The sequence below is a fragment of the Streptomyces solicavernae genome (assembly GCF_029968095.1).
Lineage (GTDB): Bacteria > Actinomycetota > Actinomycetes > Streptomycetales > Streptomycetaceae > Streptomyces > Streptomyces solicavernae.
The window spans coordinates 522,412-542,003 of the sequence record NZ_JASCIR010000002.1 but is presented as its reverse complement, the minus strand read 5'-3'; the positions used below and the strand labels follow the sequence as shown (position 1 = coordinate 542,003).

General features: G+C 72.4%; 17 protein-coding genes. 7 read left to right on the top strand and 10 right to left on the bottom strand.

Annotated elements, in window-relative coordinates; translation table 11 throughout:
- Positions 1-123: 123 nt before the first annotated feature.
- Positions 124-465 carry a VOC family protein gene (locus QIS99_RS04825; RefSeq protein ID WP_282510704.1) on the top strand — a complete coding sequence of 114 codons (342 nt, stop codon included), beginning with the start codon at positions 124-126 and terminating at the stop codon, positions 463-465.
- 57 nt (positions 466-522) lie between these two features.
- Here QIS99_RS04825 and QIS99_RS04820 read toward each other — a convergent pair whose 3' ends face one another.
- The 3 genes from QIS99_RS04820 to QIS99_RS04810 form a co-directional block, all read right to left on the bottom strand.
- Positions 523-2,544: an ABC transporter ATP-binding protein gene (locus QIS99_RS04820; RefSeq protein ID WP_282510701.1), complete on the bottom strand. Its 2,022-nt coding sequence runs from the start codon at positions 2,542-2,544 to the stop codon at positions 523-525.
- A 66-nt stretch (positions 2,545-2,610) separates the two neighbouring features.
- Positions 2,611-2,961: a hypothetical protein gene (locus QIS99_RS04815; protein ID WP_282510699.1), complete on the bottom strand. Its 351-nt coding sequence runs from the start codon at positions 2,959-2,961 to the stop codon at positions 2,611-2,613.
- Between the two features lie 150 nt (positions 2,962-3,111).
- The gene (locus QIS99_RS04810) at positions 3,112-3,894 is read right to left on the bottom strand and encodes a sulfite exporter TauE/SafE family protein (RefSeq protein WP_282510696.1); all 783 of its coding nucleotides are present in this window, start codon (positions 3,892-3,894) and stop codon (positions 3,112-3,114) included.
- Between the two features lie 185 nt (positions 3,895-4,079).
- On the opposite strand from QIS99_RS04810, the gene QIS99_RS04805 reads away from it, so the two are divergent.
- From QIS99_RS04805 to QIS99_RS04790, 4 genes are all read left to right on the top strand, one after another.
- A complete protein-coding gene (locus QIS99_RS04805) occupies positions 4,080-5,096 on the top strand; it encodes an SPFH domain-containing protein (RefSeq protein ID WP_282510694.1) in 1,017 nt (338 codons plus the stop codon).
- Positions 5,093-5,986, top strand: a complete 894-nt coding sequence (locus QIS99_RS04800) for a diacylglycerol kinase catalytic domain-containing protein (RefSeq protein ID WP_282510691.1) — start codon at positions 5,093-5,095, stop codon at positions 5,984-5,986. The genes QIS99_RS04805 and QIS99_RS04800 overlap by 4 nt, the downstream gene beginning before the upstream one ends.
- A gap of 145 nt (positions 5,987-6,131) precedes the next feature.
- Positions 6,132-8,201 (top strand): phosphocholine-specific phospholipase C, encoded by a 2,070-nt coding sequence (locus QIS99_RS04795; protein ID WP_282510689.1) that lies wholly within the window; start codon positions 6,132-6,134, stop codon positions 8,199-8,201.
- A gap of 91 nt (positions 8,202-8,292) precedes the next feature.
- Entirely contained in the window at positions 8,293-8,829 is a 537-nt protein-coding gene (locus tag QIS99_RS04790; RefSeq protein ID WP_282510688.1) for a hypothetical protein, read from the top strand.
- Between the two features lie 217 nt (positions 8,830-9,046).
- Here QIS99_RS04790 and QIS99_RS04785 read toward each other — a convergent pair whose 3' ends face one another.
- The 3 genes from QIS99_RS04785 to QIS99_RS04775 are packed head-to-tail and all read right to left on the bottom strand — an operon-like array spanning position 9,047 to position 12,329.
- Complete coding sequence (locus QIS99_RS04785; RefSeq protein WP_282510687.1) at positions 9,047-10,774, bottom strand: lipopolysaccharide kinase InaA family protein; 1,728 nt, start codon at positions 10,772-10,774, stop codon at positions 9,047-9,049.
- Positions 10,771-11,709, bottom strand: a complete 939-nt coding sequence (locus QIS99_RS04780) for a protein phosphatase 2C domain-containing protein (RefSeq protein ID WP_282510686.1) — start codon at positions 11,707-11,709, stop codon at positions 10,771-10,773. The genes QIS99_RS04785 and QIS99_RS04780 overlap by 4 nt, the downstream gene beginning before the upstream one ends.
- Positions 11,706-12,329 (bottom strand): vWA domain-containing protein, encoded by a 624-nt coding sequence (locus tag QIS99_RS04775; protein ID WP_282510684.1) that lies wholly within the window; start codon positions 12,327-12,329, stop codon positions 11,706-11,708. The genes QIS99_RS04780 and QIS99_RS04775 overlap by 4 nt, the downstream gene beginning before the upstream one ends.
- Before the next feature lie 409 nt (positions 12,330-12,738).
- Here QIS99_RS04775 and QIS99_RS04770 point away from each other — a divergent pair, with 409 nt between their 5' ends.
- On the top strand, positions 12,739-14,079 hold the full coding sequence (locus tag QIS99_RS04770) for a hypothetical protein (protein ID WP_282510682.1): 1,341 nt from the start codon (positions 12,739-12,741) through the stop codon (positions 14,077-14,079).
- A gap of 289 nt (positions 14,080-14,368) precedes the next feature.
- Here the strand turns inward: QIS99_RS04770 and QIS99_RS04765 are convergent, their stop codons facing one another.
- The 4 genes from QIS99_RS04765 to QIS99_RS04750 form a co-directional block, all read right to left on the bottom strand.
- On the bottom strand, positions 14,369-14,737 hold the full coding sequence (locus tag QIS99_RS04765; RefSeq protein ID WP_282510680.1) for a hypothetical protein: 369 nt from the start codon (positions 14,735-14,737) through the stop codon (positions 14,369-14,371).
- Positions 14,738-14,777: 40 nt separating this feature from the next.
- On the bottom strand, positions 14,778-16,265 hold the full coding sequence (locus tag QIS99_RS04760) for a zinc ribbon domain-containing protein (RefSeq protein ID WP_282510678.1): 1,488 nt from the start codon (positions 16,263-16,265) through the stop codon (positions 14,778-14,780).
- 459 nt (positions 16,266-16,724) lie between these two features.
- Positions 16,725-17,921, bottom strand: a complete 1,197-nt coding sequence (locus tag QIS99_RS04755; protein ID WP_282510673.1) for an NAD(P)/FAD-dependent oxidoreductase — start codon at positions 17,919-17,921, stop codon at positions 16,725-16,727.
- An 80-nt stretch (positions 17,922-18,001) separates the two neighbouring features.
- Positions 18,002-18,322 (bottom strand): bifunctional 3-phenylpropionate/cinnamic acid dioxygenase ferredoxin subunit, encoded by a 321-nt coding sequence (locus tag QIS99_RS04750; RefSeq protein ID WP_282510670.1) that lies wholly within the window; start codon positions 18,320-18,322, stop codon positions 18,002-18,004.
- Between the two features lie 334 nt (positions 18,323-18,656).
- Between QIS99_RS04750 and QIS99_RS04745 the strand changes: the two genes are divergently transcribed.
- The gene (locus tag QIS99_RS04745) at positions 18,657-19,400 is read left to right on the top strand and encodes an IclR family transcriptional regulator (RefSeq protein ID WP_408909481.1); all 744 of its coding nucleotides are present in this window, start codon (positions 18,657-18,659) and stop codon (positions 19,398-19,400) included.
- Positions 19,401-19,592: the final 192 nt, after the last annotated feature.

The following is a 19,592-nucleotide window of genomic DNA, read 5'->3' as shown; positions in this document are numbered from 1 at the left end:
CTCTAGTGCGGGCCACTGACAACGAGGGTCCGCCCAGGGGGCGAACCCTCGCTCCTTGCCCTGCTCCGCAGGGGCTTCGTTTCCCCCCCACCTAAAGGTGGGGGTACCCACGAAGGAGACAGGATGGAACTCGCCCTGTTCGCCGGAATCCCCGTGACCGACTACGACGCCTCCCTCGCCTGGTACGAGCGGCTGTTCGGTGTCCCCGCGACGTTCTTCCCGAACGACGTCGAGGCCGTCTGGGAGCTCGCGGAGAACCGCTCGGTCTACATCGAGCTGCTGCCCGAGCGCGCCGGTCACGCCTTCCACACCGTGTTCGTCAGCGACTTCGACGCGCGCGTCGCGGCGATCGCCGGGCGCGGCCTGGAGCCCGCGCTGCGGGAGACCTACGAGAACGGGGTGCGCAAGGCGACGTACCGCGACCCGGACGGCAACGAGATCGGCTTCGGCGGCGCCCCGCTCTGACGGGACGCCGCTCCGCCCGGATGCCGCTCGGCCCGGAGCCGCTTGAGGCGTAGGGGCTCACCCGCCGGGCACCGGCGCCGGCGCCCGCTCACCGCCCGCCGACGAGCCCTTCTCGTACGGAAGTTGGGCCGCCGGGACCGCGTCGCGCTGGTCGTCCGGCTCGCCCGGGTAGCCCGAGTCGCCCGAGTCATCCGGTCCGCCCGAGTCGGACTGTGCCGCGAACTGGGTGCGGTACAGCTCCGCGTACCGTCCGTCGTCGGCGAGCAGGTCCTCGTGGCGGCCGCGTTCCACGATGCGGCCGTCCTCGACGACGAGGATCAGGTCGGCGGCCCGGACCGTGGACAGGCGGTGCGCGATGACGACGGCGGTGCGGTCGGCCAGCGCCTCGGTGAGGGCCTCCTGGACGGCCGCCTCGGAGGTGTTGTCGAGGTGGGCGGTGGCCTCGTCGAGGATCACCACGCGCTGGCGGGCGAGCAGCAGCCGGGCGATGGTGAGGCGCTGGCGTTCGCCGCCGGAGAGCCGGTAGCCGCGCTCGCCGACGACGGTGTCGAGGCCGTCCGGCAGCGACGCGACCAGCTCGTCCAGGCGGGCCCGGCGCAGCGCCGCCCACAGCTCGTCGTCGTCCGCGCCGGGCCGGGCGAGCAGCAGGTTGGCCCGGACGGACTCGTGGAACAGGTGCCCGTCCTGGGTGACCATGCCGAGCGTGGCCCGCACGGACGCGGCGCTCAACTCCCGTACGTCGACGCCTCCGAGACGTACGACTCCGGAGTCGGCGTCGTAGAGCCGGGGCACGAGCTGCGCGATGGTCGACTTGCCGGCGCCGGAGGAGCCGACGAGGGCGACGGTCTGGCCAGGTGCGGCGCGGAAGGAGACGCCGCGCAGGACTTCGGCGCCACCGCGGGTGTCGAGGGCGGCGACCTCTTCGAGGGAGGCCAGGGAGACCTTGTCGGCGGCCGGGTAGCCGAAGCGGACGTCCTCGAACTCGACGGCGACGGGGCCTTCGGGCACGGCGCGGGCGTCCGGCTTCTCCTCGATCAGCGGCTTGAGGTCGAGCACCTCGAAGACCCGCTCGAAGCTGACGAGGGCGCTCATCACCTCGACGCGGGCCCCGGCGAGCGCGGTCAGCGGCGCGTACAGCCTGGTCAGGAGCAGGGCGAGGGCGACGACCGCGCCGGGTTCGAGGGTGCCGGCGAGCGCGAACCAGCCGCCGAGCCCGTAGACCAGGGCGAGCGCGAGGGCCGAGACCAGGGTGAGGGCGGTGATGAACGCGGACTGCGCCATGGCGGTGCGTACGCCGATGTCGCGGACCTGGTGGGCGCGGGCGGCGAACTCGGCGGACTCCTCGCCGGGCCGCCCGAACAGCTTGACGAGGGTCGCGCCGGGCGCCGAGAACCGCTCGGTCATCCGGGTGCCCATGGCGGCGTTGTGGGACGCGGCCTCGCGCTGGAGGCGGGCCATCCGGCTGCCCATGCGGCGGGCGGGCACGACGAAGACGGGAAGCAGCACGAGGGCGAGCAGGGTGATCTGCCAGGACAGGCTGAGCATCACGGCGAGGGTGAGCAGCAGCGTCGCGAGGTTGGACACCACGCCCGAGAGGGTGTTGGAGAAGGCCCGCTGTGCGCCGATGACGTCGTTGTTGAGACGGCTGACGAGGGCGCCGGTGCGGGTGCGCGTGAAGAACGCGACGGGCATGCGCTGTACGTGGTCGAAGACCGCGGTGCGCAGGCTGAGAATCAGGTCCTCGCCGAGGCTCGCGGAGAGCCAGCGGTTGAGGAGTCCGAGGCCGGCCTCGGCGAGCGCGATCACGGCGATGAGGACGGCCAGCCGCACGACCAGGCCGGGGTCCTTGCCGCCCACGATGGCGTCGACGACGGCTCCGGCGAGCACCGGCGTGGCCACGGCGAGCAGGGCGGTCACCACGCTGAGCAGCACGAACTGGGTGATGCGGCGGCGGTGCGGGCGGGCGAAGGCGCCGATGCGGCGCAGCGTCTCGCGGGCGAAGGGGCTTGCCTCTCTGCGGGCCTGCTGCGCGGTCATCACGCTGTGCAGCTGGGTCCAGGCTGTGGTTTCCATGCTCATATTCATGACCGTAGAACCTCAAGCATTGTTCAGGTCAAGAGTGCGCGAGTATCGCCTGGCCCGGCCTCAGGGCAGCAGGCGCCAGTCCGCGAGGAGTGCGGCGGTCAGGCCGGTGCCCAGGATCCAGCTGCCGAGCCGGGTGCGGCCGCGGCGGCTGAGTTCGATGACGATGCCGCAGAGGATGAGCAGCAGTCCGTACACGCCCACGACCAGGACGGAGGAGCGGCTTGCGAGGCGGATCGCGAGTACGGCCGCGGCGGCGGCCATGAGCACGGAGGCCGCGGCTATGCGGAGGCGGCGCGCCTGCCGCGGGGCGAGCCCGGACCTCGGCTCGGCGTCGTCCGGCTGGTCCGGCTCGTCCGGCCCGTCCGGCTCGGCCGCCGCCCGCTCGTCCCGCTCTTGATCAGATGCGCTCATGGCCTGGATCGTAGCCGCTGCCCCAATACCCCCCGTCCCGGCGCCCGAAGCGAGGACGGTGGGCGATGGGCGGCGGACGATGCGCGGCAGGCGGCAGGCGATGCGCGGCAGGCGGCGAGCGATGCGCGGCAGGCGGCGAGCGGCGGGCGCTCAGCGCAAGAGCAGCTGCAAGCCTCCGAGAATCGTCGCGCCGATCACGAGCCGTTCGAAGACCCGCTGATCGATGCGGTCCACGCACGCCTTCCCGAGGTACGCGCCGGGCACGACGAAGAGCAGCATCGCGGCGTCGAGCAGCAGCGAGCGGGCGTCGATCAGGCCGAGGCCGACGCTGAAGGGGACCTTGAAGGTGTTGACGATGAGGAAGAACCAGGCCGACGTACCGAGGAAGCCGAGCTTCCGGAAGCCCGCGGAGAGCAGGTAGAGGGACATGACGGGGCCGCCCGCGTTGGCGACCATCGTCGTGAAGCCGCCGAGCACTCCGTACGAGCGGGCCTTGATCCGCCCCGCCCCGGAACCGGCCGAGGACGCCTCCGCCCCGCCGCCTTCAGCGGCGCGCTCCTCCCGGGCCGCGGACCGCCGTCGCGCGATCGTGACGCTTGCCATCAGCAGCAGGATCGCGCCGATCGACGTACGTACCGCCGCGTCGTCCGCCCACATCATGAAGACCACGCCGACGAGCACGCCGAGGGCGACGGCCGGGAAGAGCCGCCAGAGCGTGGGCCAGTGCGCGTGCCGCCGGTAGGTGAGCACGGCGAGCACGTCGCCGGCGATGAGGATCGGCAGCAGCACACCGGTCGACTCCCGCGCGGGCAGCACGGCCGCGAAGATCGCGAGGCTGACCGTATTGGCGCCGCTCACGGCGGTCTTCGAGAAGCCGACGAGGGCCGAGGCGAAGGCGAGAGCGGCCAGCTCCCACAGGGTGAGGGTGTCCATAGGGGGACCGATGGTATGCGCACCCATCTCGCGCCTCCGGGCCGGGCGGCACCGGCCACCCCCGCAGACGCACACCGCCCCAGCGGACGTACACCGCACCCCGCCCCCTCTCGTCTCCTTGACGAAAACCCTCACCTTGTTTATGGTCGTACTGACCAATACAAGGCCGATCCAGGGGGGACCCCATGGCCGACATCACCCGCCGCCTCGGCTGGCGCCACCTGCGCTCCGCGCCGACCGCGCACATCCGGCACCACCGGGGCGGCAAGCTCGTGCACGACGGGCCGGGGCTCAGCTTCTGGTACCGCTCACTGAGCGCCGCGCTCTCCGAAGTGCCGGTGAACGACCGGGAGTTGGCGATGGCGTTCCACGCGCGCACCTCCGACTTCCAGGACGTCACCGTGCAGGCCACCGTCACGTACCGGATCAGCGACCCGGCCGCGGCCGCCGGACGGCTCGACTTCTCCGTGGACCCGGACACCGGGCAGTGGCGCGGCGCCCCGCTGGAGCAGCTGGCGACGCTGCTGACCGAGACCGCGCAGCAGCACGCCCTGGACGTGCTCGCCCGTACCGCCCTGTCGGCCGCGCTCGTCGACGGCGTCAGCGCGGCACGGGAGCGGATCACCGCCGGGCTCGGACGGGAGCCGCGACTGCCCGCCACCGGGATCGAGCTGGTCGCGGTGCGGGTCGTCGCGATCTGGCCGGAGGCGGAGGTCGAGCGGGCGCTGCGCACCCCGGCGCGCGAGGAGATCCAGCAGGAGGCGGACCGGGCCACGTACGAGCGGCGGGCCGTGGCCGTGGAGCGGGAGCGGGCCATCGCGGAGAACGAGCTGGCCAGCAAGGTCGAACTCGCCCGCAGAGAGGAGCAGTTGGTGGAGCAGCACGGCACCAACGCGCGCCGCGAGGCCGAGGAGAACGCCGCCGCCGACGAGGTGCGGAGCACCGCCGAGGCCGCCCGGAAGGTGCGGCTCGCCGAGGCGGAGGCGACGGCCGCCCGTGCCGTCGGCGAGGCGCGGGCGCAGGCGCAGAACGCCTGGCTGCGGGCGCACGCCGAGGTGGACGCGGCCACGCTGACCGCCCTCAACGCGGGCCGGCTCGCCGAGAACCTGCCGCGCATCGACAGCCTGACGATCTCGCCGGACGTCCTGACGGGGTTCCTTGAGCGGCTCGGCTCCCCGGGAAACGCGGCGAGGGAGCGATGAGCCTCGCCCCCCGCGCCGTCCTCGTCCACCGCACCACCGAGTACGAGGAGTTGCTCGCCCGGCACGGCACGCACGGGCAGGCCGCGTACTTCCTCGGCTCGCGCGGCCGGGACATCGCCGAGGTCGCCGAGCGGCACCACCGGACCCTGCGGGCGCTCGCCGAGGTGGCCGCCGCGGTCCCGGCGACCTGGCGGCAGGCGCGGGTGGAGCGGGCCGACCTGGACCGGTTCCTGTTCGCGCCGGAGGACGTCGTGGTGGTGGTCGGCCAGGACGGTCTGGTCGCCAACGCGGCGAAGTACCTGGACGGGCAGCCGGTCGTCGGCATCGACACGGACCCGGGGCGCAACCCGGGCGTGCTCGTACGCCACCGGGCCGCGGACGCGCGGAAGTTGCTGCCCGCGGCGGCGGCCGGGCGGGCCGCGGGCGAGGAGCTGACGATGGTCGCCGCGGTCGCCGACGACACCCAGCGGCTGCTCGCGCTCAACGAGATCTACCTCGGCCCGCCCGGCCACCAGACCGCCCGCTACCGGCTCGCCCCGGACACCGGGTCGGCGGAAGCGCAGGCCTCGTCCGGCGTGCTCGTCGGCACCGGCACCGGCGCCACCGGCTGGCTGCGGTCGCTGTGGCTGCAGCGCGGCGGCGGGCTCGCCCTGCCCGCGCCCACCCAGCGGCAGTTGGCGTGGTTCGTACGTGAGGCCTGGCCGTCCCCGGCGACCGGGACGGCGCGGGTCGAGGGGCTGCTCGGCCCCGGCGAGGCGCTGCGGCTCACCGTGGAGTCGGAGCGGCTCGTGGCCTTCGGGGACGGCATGGAGGGCGACGCCCTGGACCTGACCTGGGGTCAGACGGTGCGGATCGGGGTCGCGGACCGGGCACTGCGGCTCGCCGGGTGAGAGCGGCCCGCCCAGGCGGCGGGAGCGCATTGGCCTGTTGGTCACACAACCGCCATCCTCCAGCCCCTTGACCTGGACCCTCTCGGGGCACTCCACTTGACTTGTCCGTACAAGTTCCCGACTCCCGCAGAGGTCTCCCCCACTCATGACCCCACCCAAGCCCGAACTCAACCGCCGCCGTTTCCTGCAGATCGCGGGCGCCACCGCGGGCGCGGCCGCGCTGTCCGGCAGCATCGCGCGGGCCGCCGCCATCCCCGCCGCGCGACGCACCGGAACCGTCGAGGACGTCGAGCACATCGTGGTCCTGATGCAGGAGAACCGGTCCTTCGACCACTACTTCGGCGCACTCAAGGGCGTCCGCGGCTTCGGCGACCCGCGCCCGGTCACCCTGCCCGGCGGCAAGTCGGTGTTCCACCAGCCGGACGGCGGCAAGGAGGTGCTCCCGTACCACCCGGACGCGGAGGACCTCGGCATGCAGTTCATCGCGGGCCTCGACCACGACTGGGCGGGCGGCCACCGGGCCTGGAACGACGGCAAGTACGACCAGTGGATACCGGCCAAGTCGGCGGGCACGATGGCCCATCTGACGCGCCAGGACATCCCGTTCCACTACGCGCTCGCCGACGCGTTCACGATCTGCGACGCGTACCACTGCTCGTTCATCGGGGCCACCGACCCCAACCGCTACTACATGTTCTCCGGCCACACCGGCAACGACGGCCAGGGCGGTGGACCTGTGCTCGGCAACCAGGAGCTGGGGTACGACTGGACGACGTACCCGGAGCGTCTGGAGAAGGCCGGGGTCTCCTGGAAGGTGTACCAGGACATCGGCGACGGCCTGGACGCGGCCGGCCACTGGGGCTGGATCGACGACGCCTACCGGGGCAACTACGGCGACAACTCGCTGCTCTACTTCAACAAGTACCGGAACGCGAAGCCCGGCGACCCCCTGTACGACAAGGCCCGCACCGGCACTGACGTCAAGGCGGGCGACGGCCTCTTCGACCACCTCAAGGCCGACGTGAAGGCGGGGAAGCTGCCGGAGATCTCCTGGATCGCCGCCCCCGAGGCGTTCACCGAGCACCCCAACTGGCCCGCGAACTACGGCGCTTGGTACATCTCCCAGGTCCTGGACGCGCTCACCTCCAACCCGGAGGTGTGGGCGCGTACGGCCCTGTTCATCACGTACGACGAGAACGACGGCTACTTCGACCACGTGGTGCCGCCGTACCCGCCGGCCGACCCCGGCCAGGGCCTGTCGACGGTCGACACGAGCCTGGACTTCTTCAAGGGCGGACTCGGGTACGGGGCCGGTCCTTACGGGCTCGGGCAGCGCGTGCCGATGCTGGTCGTCTCGCCCTGGTCGACGGGCGGGTACGTCTGCTCGGAGACCTTCGACCACACCTCGATCGTGCGGTTCATGGAGCGCCGCTTCGGCGTGGCCGAGCCGAACATCTCGCCCTGGCGCAAGGCCATCTGCGGCGACCTGACCTCGGCCTTCGACTTCGGCCTGAAGGACACCGACCCGGCCGCCCTTCCCGGCACGGACGGCTACCGCCCGCCGGACAACGAGCGCCACGACAGCTACGTGCCGAAGCCGCCGGCCAAGCCGCAACTCCCCGTCCAGGAGGCCGGTTCGCGGCCCACGCGCCCGCTGCGGTACGCCCCGCACGTGGACGGCGCCGCCACCCCGGCCTCCGGCCGCTACACGCTGACGTTCAGCGCGGGCGCGAAGGCCGGCGGCACCTTCCACGTCCGCTCCGGCAACCGCGGCGACGGCCCCTGGACGTACACCACCGAGGCGGGCAAGACGGTCTCGGACACCTGGAACTCGGAGTACTCCGACGACGCGTACGACCTGACGGTGCACGGGCCCAACGGCTTCCTGCGCGCCTTCAAGGGCCCCGGCAGGACCGCGGGCCCCGAGGCCACCGCCCGCCATGTCGCCGCCGACGGCGCCCTCGCCCTGACCCTCACCAACGCGGGCGCCGAGGAGGTCCGCCTGCACCTCGCCGACGCGTACGGCGGACCGGGCAAGTCCTTCACCGTGGCCCCGGGCAAGGCGGTCGAGCACACCCTCCGGCTGGACGCGGGCAAGCGCTGGTACGACGTGACCGTGACGTCCGAGACCGACGGGACGTTCCTGCGCCGCTTCGCCGGACACGTCGAGACGGGCGAACCGGGGGTGAGCGACCCGGCGATCCGCACGGCCTGAGGCGGTTTGGGCGAGCACGTGCGGGGGCTTTGCGGGGCTCTCCCGGGTGCGGGTGGTCACAGGCACAGGTCCATCGGCCATACTGCGCACCGTGGAAAAGCGCATGGACGAGAACGCCGCTCCCCTGCACGTGCACGCCGCGTCGACGGACCCGGGCTTCATTCCCGGCATCACCCCGTCGAAGCCCGTGGCGACCGAGGCCGCCGACACCCCCGTCGAGCCCGCGTCCGCACCGGAGCCCGAGCGGGACGAGGAACAGACCACGACGGACGAGGCCGGTACCGGTACGGAGGACCCGGCCGGCCCTGACGAGTCCCCCACGGATTCCGAGGACGACGAGGCGGAGGCCGAAGGTCCCGCCTTTGAAGCCGCGGACCACCGGGGCTCCATCACCGTCGACGACACCGGCCTCCGCTTCCGGCTCGACGACCAGGAGGCCGAGTTCGACTGGGCCGAGCTCGGCGCCGTGGAACACTCCACCTCCCGCTTCGGCCGCCGCTTCACGGTCACCGCGCACACCCTGGCGGGCCGCGCCTACCCGGCCGAGGTCCAGGCCCCGGACAAGGCGGCCCTGAAGCGCTGGACGACGGAACTGGACGCGGTGCTGGACGCGCACTTCGAGGAGTAGGCAACGGCGCCCGAACCACGGCCTCCAGGCACGCTCCCTCAGCCTCCGGCCGGGGGTACCCGACTCGCCGCACGCCCGCATCACCCAAGTACGTCCAGTACGAGAGAGATCCAGGCGCGCACTCTCCCAGCCTTCGCACTGCCCAGCCTTCGGCCGGGGGCCCCAGAGCACGCACCAAACGCCGCGGCCTCATCCGCGAAGATCCGCCGGACAGGCCCTAGATATCGGGGAGGCCTCGCCGCTTCCAGATCCAGTCCCCGCACAGCACGGCCCCGCTGTCGAGGATCCAGATGCGGTCGTCCCCGCAGACGTCGTCCGGCGCACCGTCCGGGTACGCCGCGGTGAGCTGGACGATGTACTCGTACTCGTCGGGGATGCCCGCGTCGCACGGGGTGACGGCGTTGAAGTACATGGAGAGCCGGTCGCCGTTCCTCTCGGCGAACATGCACTGGTCTGCGGTGTAGTTGCGGTTCAGGCAGAGGTTGGTCTCGGTGTCGTCGTTGTTGATGTGGAACCAGGTCCTGTCGCTGGAGGAGCAGTCGCCGTACTCGTCCTCGACCGACTCGACGTAGAAGTACGCGTCGCCGCCGGAGCAGCTCGTGGTGGACGGGGTCGAGGGGGTCCACTCCGCGTCCTCGGTGTAGTTGCTCAGACAGTCGTCGAGGGAGATCTCGCCGAACTCCTCGTCCTCGGGAGTCAGCGTGCTGGGCTCTTCGGAGGGGGTTTCGAAGGGGGTTTCATCGCTGTCGCCTCCGCTGTCGTAGCCGCCCGAGGAGTCGACGGGGTCGGTCGGGGCGGTCGTCGTGGGCACCGGGGCCGCCGAAGGACCGGAGTCGTCATCCGCGTTCGTCACCCCCAGCACGATCATGAACACGAGGAAGGCCCCGAGGAGGGCGAGGCCCTTGACGGCATCCCAGTTGACGCGGGAGGTCTGGCCGCCGGAACGGGGCCGCGTTGCACCGGAGGGGCGTCCAGGGGGGCGCCCTTGGGCCGGCTTCGGCGACGGCGGGCGGGCCTGCTGCTGCTTGCGTCGGGGCGCCGCCTTCGCCGGGTCGGTCGACGCCGTCGCGGCGGCCGACGTGAGTTGTTCCGCCCACGCGGCGGGGGTCGGCCTGCGTGCCGGGTCGGAGTTGAGGGAGGCACGGGCGAGGTCGACCAGGCCGGGTCCGGCCGAGGACAGGGCGGTCGGGTCGGTGGCGCTCTGGTCACGCGCGAAGAGCCGGACGGCGAGCAGCGCGAATTTGTAGACGTCGCTGGTCCGTGTGGCCTTCTCCTCCCCCGACGGAACCTGCCAGTCGGGGGTCTCCGCCTGGGGCAGCACAGTGGCGCCCCGCAGGCGCATGGCGTCGCAGTCGATGAGGAAGCATTCGGGCTGCGGGTCGGTGGTGAACAGCAGGTTCTTCGGGGAGAGGTCGCCGACGGTGATGCCGATGCGGTGGAGCCGGGTGAGGGTGGCCGCCAGGTCGGCGAGGAGCATGAGCCGGTGACGTTCACTGATGGTCAGGCCGATCCCGGCCACGTAGTCGTCGCTGTTGAGCAGGTACTCCAGGTTCGCCAGGCGCTTCGCTCCCGTCGGCGTGCCGGTCAGGCTCCGCAGAGTGAACCGGTACCGCTCGGGGACGGCACGCATGAGAAACCCGCCGGCGTCGCCGCCACGTTCGACCACGGCCGCCGGCCAGGCCGTCTTGTCGCACAGCCAGCGGCCCTCCGCGGCGCTCAGCTCGCCGAGGAGGGCGACCTGCGCGTGCAGCGCGTCGGCGTCCAGGCCGGCGCGCACGGAGTCGGCGTACTCCTTGTAGGCCACGGCCCAACCGCCGCCGTCCACCGCCTCGTTGATCCTCTTGTTGGACACCTCGTACACCGTGCCCTGCCCGCCCTGGCCCAGGCGGCGGCCCAACGTGAGCGTGCTGTACGCGACGACCGTCGGACGCCCCGGAGGCGTCATGGCGCCCCTGTCCCGGGGTACGGCCATACGGCCAGCAGGGTCCGGTCGTCGTCGAAGGTCTCCCGGGAGAAGTCAAGGAGGTGCGCGAACCAGAGCGGCGTCGGGGGCGTGGCCAGGCGGCGGGTGAACAGGGCGCCCACCTGTCCGTCGCCGTCGCCGAGCGGGTCGGCGAAGCCGTCCGTGCCGAGCAGCAGCACCTCGTGGTCGGCCAGGCGGGCGGTGATGTGTTCCAGCGGGTCAGGCACGTGGGGCAGCGGCGTCACCTCGTTCGACACCACCACGGCGTCCGCGTCGCCCTTCGGGCCGAACAGTGCGCGGTACCGCCCGCTGGACGTGTCCAGGACCCAGGCCCCGGAGTCCCCGACGCGGCACACGTCGACCACCGGCCCCTCCGCGTGTGGCCTGACCACTCCGGCCACGAGCGTGGTCGCGTGCAGCCCCGCGACCTCGCCCCGCGCCGGCTCTGCGCCTCGAAGCCGCCACCGGGTGAGCGCCCGCAGCCGCTCGGCGGCATGGCGAGCGACCCCGACGAAGTCCAACTTGCCGCCCTCTTGGGAGAGTTGGTGAAGCAGCTGCTCCAGGGCGGCCCGGCACGCCTCGACGGCGCCGTGCTCGGAGTACGTGGCGCTTGAGACGCCGTCCGCGACCGCGGCGACGACAGCCCTGGTGTCCTCGTGCGCCGCGGCACGCGCGGCGTCCTGCCGCGGCTGGCGGTAGTAGCGGTGCTTCGCCCCACGCACCGAGGCGAAACGCACGGCCAGGTCGGCAGTCGACCAGCCGTCGCATTCCGTGTCGGGGAAGTCGAACGCGTACTGGCCCGGGGGCCGGGCCTCGAACTCGGGCCCGGGGTCCCCCACCGTGACCCGCCGCCAAGGCGCGTGGCCGGCGGGAGTGGGCGGCGCCGAAGCGAGGCCGTCACCGGCGGGAGGCGTCACTGGCCGACCTCGTCGATGGCCATGCTGAACTGATCCGGCCGGTTGACGACCAACTGCGGGCTGTCCGAGTTGAGTGCGTGCCCCGAGGCGACCAGGCTCGCGGTGAGTGCGTGGAAGAACTCGGCGACGGCCTGACCGATGTCGGTCCCCGGCTTGGCCACGAACGCGAACTCGTCGCGCGTGGCCACGTCGACCATCGTCTGCGCCTGCGCGTCACCGACACCGCACGCGATGATGTTCGGCGCGGTCGGTGTCCTGGACTTGTCGATGAGCCGGGCGTGCGGCCTGCGCCAGCCGTCGCCGCCGGTGGGCTGTCCGTCGCTGAGGAAGAACACCACCGGCCGGTGCACCTTGTAGCCCTCGCCCCGCAGCCACTGCACATCGGACGGAATCCGGCTCAGCAGGTCGTCGAAGACCGCCTCGTAGTTGGTGACGCCGCGGATCGCGACCTGCGGCAGGCTGGTCTCCGTACGCATGTCGGCGACCGCGAGACGCACCTGCACGTCGTCGGCGAATCCCAGGACGGCCAGCCGCAGCTTGGCCGCGATCATCGGCTCGACCCGCAGCCCCTCGCACAACGAAATCAGTCCGTCGGACAACTCCTGCTGGTATGGGGCCATGGACCCGGACTCATCGGCCAGCACATAAGCCGGCAGCAGTACACCCCTTGTTTCAGCCATACGAAATTCATCTCCCCCGTACCGATGGACACGCCAACTGGCCTACGCGCAGCGAGAGTTATCCACCTATGAGCGCCGTCATCGATGCCGTATCTTCCCAAAGGAAGCGCACGGACGGAAGCGACTTGGGGGAGTCAGCGTGGGGGGCCAGCACCGGCAGCCGAATTCCGGACAGTCGCCATTGCCGCTCTGGCAGCAGATCCCCAGGGCCGTGCCGCCGCCGCTGGGCGCACCACCGCCCCGGCCACGCCCGTCCGCGACCGCGCGGCCACCGGCGTCCCGCGCCGCCTCGGCTCGGGCGAGAGGTGCCGTACCGGCGCGGGGGGACCGGCCACCCGCTGCCACGTCGGTGAGCCACTCGGTGGCGTACGTCCCGCCCGCGTATGCCTCGCCGCCGCCCGTCCAGCCCCCGTCCACGCACGCCAGGGGCCGACGGAACACGGCGCTGGTGGTGTTCGGAGCCGCCGTCGCCGTCCTCGCCGGGCTGTTGTTCGTACGGGGTGGGCCGGAGGAGTCCGGCGGGGTGGCCGCGGGGCCTTCGCGCGGCCGTACGGCCTTCCACCAGGCCCTGACCGGAGTGGCCGCCGCCCGTCTCCTGCGGTACGAGGACTCCGCCGCCGACGGGACGCGTCGGGACGTCACCGTCACTCCGTCCGGCACTCTGTTCGGCTCCGTGTCCGGCGGCGGACGGGACCTTGACGTCCTCCACATCGACAGCACCACGTACACCCGGCCAGGGCAGGGCGCCGCCTCGGCGAACCAGGATGAGGGACCGCCGGGACTCCGCCGCGAGGCAGCCGGCCGGTGGACGCGGGCCGAGCCCGGCGACTCGCCCCTGGAGCCGGTACGCGGCCGGTTCCCGGCGCCGACCGAGCTCGCGGAGCAACTGCGGGACGCCCTGGACGAGTTGCGGACCGTGCCCGACACGCAGGACCGGGACCTCCCGGCGGAGCAGGTGCGCGGCGTGCCGGTGCTACGGGCCGACACCGCGGCGGGAAGTCTGCTGGTCACCCGGGAGCGGCCGCATCGCCTCCTGCGCCTGGAGCCCCCGGCCTCATCCGGCCGTGCCGCCGGCCCGCTCAGGTACGGCTCCCGGGGCACGGACGTCTTTCCGCTGGACGGCGAGCGGGCCGCTGCCCGGTACGACACGCTCGCGGCAGAGGTCGCACGGCTCGGCGACGCGGTGGACCCCGCTGTCGAGTTCCCGCTGGACGACGGCGGTCTCGGAGTGCTCTGCGGAGACGACGGCTGCACGGTCCGGCAGAGCTTCACCGGCAGGCTCACGGGGACCGCCCGGAGCCGCGTCGGGGACGGCAGGGTGAGCGCCTTGCTGCGGGCGGCCATCAGCATCGAGGGGGTGGGGTCGGGCGGGTACACCGGCGGGTGCACCGGCCCGCGGGAGGATTTCCCGGTGACCGGCACAACCGTGGTGGGCACGCTGTCCTGCTCCGACCCGGAAGCCGGCGCCGCCTTCAGCGCGGCTGTTGCGGCGTGCAGGTCCCGGAGCGCACCAAAAGGCCCGGCCTCCGGCCGACGCTCCGGGACCTGCCGTCCATCCGTCCACGCGGTTCCGTACGTCGATGCCCTCGCTCTGTCCGACGGCGAGGTGGCACAACTCGTCGAGCAGGTGAAGTGCGAGCGCCGCCCGGAAGGGTGCGCGCCCCGCAAGAGGGCGGGCCAGGTGGACTGACCGGTGAGGTTGGGGACGCGGCCGGCGGGCGGCTAGGGCCTGTCCGGCGGATCTTCGCGGAACAGGCCGCGGCGTCATGGGGGTCCCCCCTGTTCGAGCGGAGCCGAGAGCTTGGGGGAGCGTGCTCTGGGGGTCCCCCCGGCCGAAGGCTGGGGGAGTGCGCCCGGATCGCCCTCGTACTGGACATACTTGGGTGATTCGGGCGTGCGGCGAGAGTGCGTGCCTGGGGGCACCTCCCAGCGGTAGCTGGGGGAGCGTCGTGGACCCGCGAAGATCCGCCGGACAGGCCCTACAGCCCGCGGATCGCCCCTTCGATCGTCGCGGCCAGGGTTGCCAGCGCCGCGAATCCCGGTACCGCTTCCACCAGACCCTTGGCGAAGAGCTTCAGTTTGCCCTTGCGCGGCGCCTCGGACGTGACCTCCTCGCGCGCGTCCTCCGCGGCCTCGATCAGGTCGTCGCGTTCGGGGTGCTCGGAGCGGCCCAGTTCGTCGATCAGCTTGGACAGCAGGCCGCCGATGTCCTCGGGGGACAACTGCCGCCCGCCGTCGGCGGCCTGCTCGCCGTAGTGCACCTCGGCGCTTGCGTTCTGGCCGCTGGCGACGGCGTTGCCGGCCACGTTCGAGCCGCCGGACGCAATGATTCCGTCATTACTGCGCATGCCTGTTCCTCTTTCCCTTTCGTTCGTCAGTCCGCTTTCGTCAGGTGATCTTCTGCAGAATGTTCATCGCGACCCGGGATTTCGCACCTGAGGCGACCGAGCTGGAATCAACCCTTGCCCCCTGCGTCGCGATAATTCCGTTGTTGATGATCACGTCCTGGCGCTGGACCAGTTCGTCCACATCGATGCCACGCGCCATGGCGAATTCCACCAGCGCGTCCAGCACCCGCTTCTCGACGGTCTTCAGGACCATGCCGCTGTCGGCCTTCTGGAAGAAGCGGTGGTGCTTCCGGTCCGCCGCACGCTGCCGCACGCTCTGGCGCGCCCCGTAGTCGAACCTGCGGAGCTGGGTGATGAGCTTTTCCTGCCGCCGCAGCCGCCAGGACAACCAGTAGTCGCGGGAGGCCCCGTCCACGACGCGCAGCGGCGAGGCCAGCAGTACGAACGGGAGAGTGACCAGCGTCTGCCCGAGGAGGGCGACCACCTCACGCACCGGTGGCCGGGGCAGGAGTGTGTCGATCACCCGGTAGCGGTCGAGCAGCGGGCAGAGCACGGTCTGCACGGCCTCCACAGAGAGGTTGGAGTCGGAGCGGAAGAAGCGCAGGAAGAGCGAAGTGACCAACTCGCCTCCCCAACCCGTGGAGTGCACGACGAGATAGGGGCGGGCCCCCTCCTCCGGCACCCGCTTCAAGTCGTCCATCCGGCCCGGCGAGACCGATGCCACCGGCCGGCCGAGCGGGTCCGGCAGGAAGCGCTGGTCCTCCAGGACGGTCTCGCCGTCCACGAAGAGGCGTTCCTCGATCTCCAGGCACGGCAGCGACAGCTTGCCCACGCGCTGGGCGATGTGGGCGTAGAGCTCCGTCACATCGAAGTCCTGCGCCGTCACCCCCGCACCGCTCGATGTCGTGACGTCGAAGGACAAGGACCACGATTCCAGTTCCGTTCCGTACCCGATGAACGGTGAATAGCCGCTGTATGTGGTGACGTTGCCCTGGGCGTACTGGCCGATCTCCTGCAGGCGTGCCGCGATCGACGGGCTCAGCGGCGAGGGCGCCGTCGCGGGGTCGAAGCGATCCGGGCGAAGGTCCTGCAGGTGAGACCCGTACTTCGTGGAGAGCTTGAACGAGAACAGCGCGCCCCAGGCGACGAACAGGATCAGCGGCAGCAACAGGCTGCCGGACGGGGCGCCTGACGAATAGACGAGCAGGAACGCCAGGAGCAGTGCCGCAAGCAGCAGATCCCGGTTGTAGCGTCGGGCGTTGGCCCGGTAGGCATGCCGGAGGACCACTGGCACGTCGCATGCCGGGGCCGTCGCCACGCCCAGATGCGGTTCCGCTGCGACCTCTTTGACCAGGGACTTCGCATACTCGCGATCGAGGTAGACGGCAGCGCACAGATACCGGGTCAGGTCATGGCCACCGCCCCACTGGGGCGGGCCGGGACGCCGGCCGGGGGCGGCCCCCGGGCTCGGCGCGAAAGTGGATCCCCAAAGAGGTGGGGCGGAGGAGCCGCGCGCGGCGACCGGCACGGAGCCGGCGCCACCCGGCGACGCCGGGGAGGGAACGCGGGCCGCGGAGCCACCCCCCGCGGGGCTCGCGAACGTGGACGGGCGGGACGGGCGGGACGAGGCCGACGAGGAGGGCGACTGCTGCGAGCCCGTCGCAGCCGAAGCGCCGCTTGCCAGGGCCGCACCGCAATCACCGCAGTACGCAGCACCGGACGGAGCATCCTGCCTGCACGCGGCGCACCGGATCGAACGCGTCATCATTCCCCCGTACATGAGACGGATCCACGTCAATCAGTGCATCACACGCACACATTGATGATCTGTCAGTTGACGATTTGAGGCTGGACCGTTACACACGTCACGGCTGGCATGCCGCCTGGAAGGGACGCCCCACCCCCCGCCCAGGAAGGCGCGAAGGGCCGCCCCGGATCCCTCCGACGGATCCCTCCGGGGCGGCCCTCGCCTGACCGGCGTTGCGGCTCAGACGGCGGCCGGTTCCGCGGCGGCGGCCGGCGTGGACACCGGGGCAGGCGCCTGCGCGCGGGCCAGTTCGCGGCGGATGCGGGTGAACGGGCGGGGGCGGTCGAGGGCGAGGACCGCGGTCGTACGGGCGTCGCGTTCGTAGACGGCGAGGAAGCCGCCCTCCTCTGTGGAGCCCTCGACGATCCGCGGCACGTCGTCCTGCTCGCGCCGACCGGCGAACTGGATGCGGGAGCCGTACTGGTCCGACCAGAAGTACGGCAGCGGGCGGACGTGTTCGACGGTGTGCCCGGCGAGCAGGTTGCGGACGGCGACGCGAGGCTGGGCGGTGGCGCTGGTCCAGTGCTCGGCGCGGGCGCCGCCGACGCGGGCCACGTCGCCGACCGCGACGACCTGGGGCAGGGAGGTGACGCAGCCGTCGTCGCAGAGCACCCCGTCGTGGACGGCGAGCGTGGAACCGGCCAGCCATTCGGTGTTGGGGATCGCGCCGATGCCGACAACGACCACGTCGGCGGGGAAGAGGCGCCCGTCGGTGAGGCGTACGCCGGTCACCGCCTGCTCGCCTTCGAGTGCGGCGACACCCGTACCGGTGACGAGCCGTACGCCGCCGCGTTCGTGCAGCCGCGCGCAGACGGCGGCCATCTCCGGGCCGAGTTGGCCGAGGAGCGGCAGCGGCGCGGCCTCCACGACGGTGACGTCATGGCCCATCGCCGCGCAGGACGAGGCGGTCTCGGCGCCGATGAAGCCGCCGCCGATGACCACGACACGCTGCGTGCCGCGGCGCAGGTCGGCGCGGAGCGCGCGGGCCTCGTCGAGGGTGCGGAGCGTGTGGACGCCGGGGAGCACGGGGCCGGGGAGGCGGCGGGCGCGGGCTCCGGTGGCGATGACGACGCCGTCGGTGGAGACGGTGCGGCCGTCCTCCAGGAGTACGGTGCGGCCGCGGGCGTCGAGGCCGCGGGCGCGGGCGCCGAACATCCACTCGGCGCCGAGTTCGAGGGTTTCCTCGTCGTCGGAGAGGGCCAGGTCGCTCTCGCCGGCCTTGCCGGAGAGGAAGCCCTTGGACAGCGGGGGCCGGTCGTAGGGGCGGTGCTGCTCCTCGCCGACGATGACCAGACGGCCGTCGAAGCCCTGCGCCCGCAGTTCCCGGGCGGCGTACAGTCCGGCGAGCGAGGCGCCCACCACGGTCACGGTCCTCATGAGGCTGTGCCTTTCTCGTGAATCCGGTGCGCACGTGCGGTGCGACCGGGGTGGCTGCGGGAGGGTGGAGGACGCCGCGGTCAGGCCGCCGCGTTCTCCTCGTCGCTGCGGTGGACGTGGATCACCCCGTCGTCGACGGTCACCCGGTGGGTGCGGACGGGGCGGCGGGCCGGGAGGCAGGTGGGGCGGCCCGTCCGCAGGTCGAACGAGGCCTCGTGGAGCGGGCATTCGACCAGGCAGCCCTCCAGGTACCCCTCGGAGAGCGAGGCGTCCTGGTGCGTACAGGTGTCGTCGATGGCGTACAGCTCGCCGTCCGCGTGGAACACGGCGATGGGCGGTTCGACGTCCATGCGGACTGACGCGCCCTCGGGGAGCTCTTCGAGGCGGCAGACGGGAATCACGGGCACCCCTCTTGGTTCTGGACCGTTCGGTAACCTACTGTTCCGCATCACGCACTGTCGTGCGTTGTGCGCAACAGAATCCGGGCGGGACGCCCCGTACGTCAAGAGGCTTCGCGCAGTTGCGGTCCGAGAGCGGTCCGAGAGGCGACCGCGACGTCGTGAGAGGTGAGCTATGGCCCGTGAACAGGTGCAGGTGAGAGCAGGTACGGCAGGCAGCCCGGCGGCAGCCGGAGGCGCGCGGCGCGTGTCCGGATCACGACCGTCCGAGCGGGTGGCGAAGGGCCCGGCGGGCCCGGAGGGTTCCGAGCGGGCCGCGAAGGGGTCGACCGGCTCGGTGCAGTCCGTGGACCGGGCCGTCAGCGCCCTGGAGAGCCTCGCGCGGCACGGCGAGGCCGGGGTGTCGGAGATCGCCGAGGAGCTGGGGGTGCACAAGTCGACCGCGTTCCGGCTGCTCGGCGTCCTGGAGCAGCGCGGCCTGGTCAACCAGTCCGCGGACCGCGGCAAGTACTTCCTCGGCGCCGGGGTGCTGCGCCTGGCGGGGGCGGCGGCCGCGCGGATGGACATCTCGCAGGAGGGCGCGCCGGTCTGCCGCGAGCTGGCCGACGAGCTGGGCGAGACGGTCAACATCGCGATCCTCGACGACGACGCGGCGGTCAACATCATGCAGGCCCGCGGCCCGGCCGCCGTGACCGCGCAGAACTGGCTCGGCCGCCGCACCCCGCTGCACGCCACGTCCAGCGGCAAGGTGCTCCTCGCCCATCTCCCGCCGACGCTGCGCGAGGGGCTGCTGGCCCGCACCCTGCCGCGGTTCACCGCCCGTACGGTGGTCAGCGCGGCCGCGCTCCGTGCCGAGCTGGCCGAGGTCGGCGGGCGGGACTTCGCGGTGGCGGTGGAGGAGCTGGAGATCGGGCTCGCCTCCGTCGCGGCGCCTGCCCGGTCGCACGACGGGAAGGTGCTGGGCGCGGTCAGCGTCTCGGGCCCGGTGTACCGGCTGACCGAGGACCGCCTCCCGGAGCTGGCCGAGCGCACGGTCGCGGCGGCCGCCGAGCTGTCCCGCCGGATGGGGCACGGGCTGTGAGCTGAGCCGCGCGTACCACCGGAAGCCCTGCGAACAGCTTCGGGGCCCTGCGGGCAACTCCGGGAGCCCTGCGCAACGCCGGAAGCCCTGCGGGCAGCTCCGGAAGCCCTGCGGCACCACCGGACGCCGTGCGCGAACACCGCCGTCCCTACCGATAACGCCAGGTCAGCGATGCCGCGCCCGGTGTCTCCG